The sequence below is a fragment of the Serratia sp. 506_PEND genome, from assembly GCF_001076875.1.
GTDB lineage: Bacteria > Pseudomonadota > Gammaproteobacteria > Enterobacterales > Enterobacteriaceae > Serratia > Serratia marcescens.
In genome coordinates this window covers 1-977 of the sequence record NZ_JVEL01000257.1, presented here as the reverse complement: position 1 = coordinate 977, position 977 = coordinate 1, and the positions used below count along the sequence as shown (strand labels likewise).

The window sequence follows — 977 nt, the reverse complement described above, 5'->3', positions numbered from 1 at the left end:
GGTGCACATCTGAAGTGACGCCGGCCGGGGTGTAGCCCGACCGGCGTTAGCGGTAGAAAGGATTAACGATACAGATCGTCGCGCGAGTAGGGTTCAATCTCCCCTTCCTTGCGCGTCTTCAGCAGTTTGAGGATCCAGGTGTACTGCTCCGGATTCGGGCCCACCAGGTTTTCCACTTCTTCATTCATACGGCGGGCAATCCGTGGGTCATCAGCGTCGGCCAGATCGTCCATCGGCTCGCGAATATAGATATCCAGCATGCTGGTTTTGCCGTCGTACACCGGGAACAACGGCACGATCGCCGCACGGCATACCTTCATCAGCCGTCCGACCGCCGGCAAGGTCGCCTTATAGGTGGCAAAGAAGTCGACAAACTCGCTGTGCTCAGCGCCGTGATCCTGATCGGGCAGATAATAACCCCAATACCCCTGGCGAACTGAACTGATAAACGGTTTGATGCCGTCATTGCGCGCGTGCATGCGGCCGCCGAATTTACGACGCACGGCATTCCACAGGTAGTCGATCAGCTGATTGCGCTGGTTGTGGAACATCGCCGCCATCGGTTGGCCGCGCGCGGCCATCAACATCGCCGGCACATCTACCGCCCAGCCATGAGGCACCAGAAAAATCACGTTGCGCCCTTCCGCCCGGATCTTGTCCAACACCTCTTCACCGTGCCAACGCACGCGCTTGAGCACTTTCTCGGGCTTGGTGCAGGCCAATTCCGCCATCAGCACCATCGACTGCGGCGCGCAGGCGAACATCTGGTCGATAATGTGCTCGCGTTCGCTTTCCGGCAATTCCGGCAAGCAATACAGCAGGTTGATGCGGGCACGACGGCGCGCGCCTTTCGCCAGCTTGCCGGCCAGTTTGCCGACCGCCCCCAGCACCGGATCGCGCAGGCGCGCAGGCACCAGCGAAACGCCGGCCATCAGGCCGGTTCCCAACCACACGCCCCAGTAGCGCGGATATAAAAA

At 60.3% G+C, this 977-nt stretch carries 1 protein-coding gene; it reads right to left on the bottom strand.

All coding sequences use genetic code 11. From position 1 onward, the window contains the following. Nucleotides 1-62: 62 nt before the first annotated feature. The coding region (gene lpxM / locus ADK28_RS06765; RefSeq protein WP_048795241.1) for a lauroyl-Kdo(2)-lipid IV(A) myristoyltransferase at nucleotides 63-977 on the bottom strand (915 nt) is incomplete at its 5' end.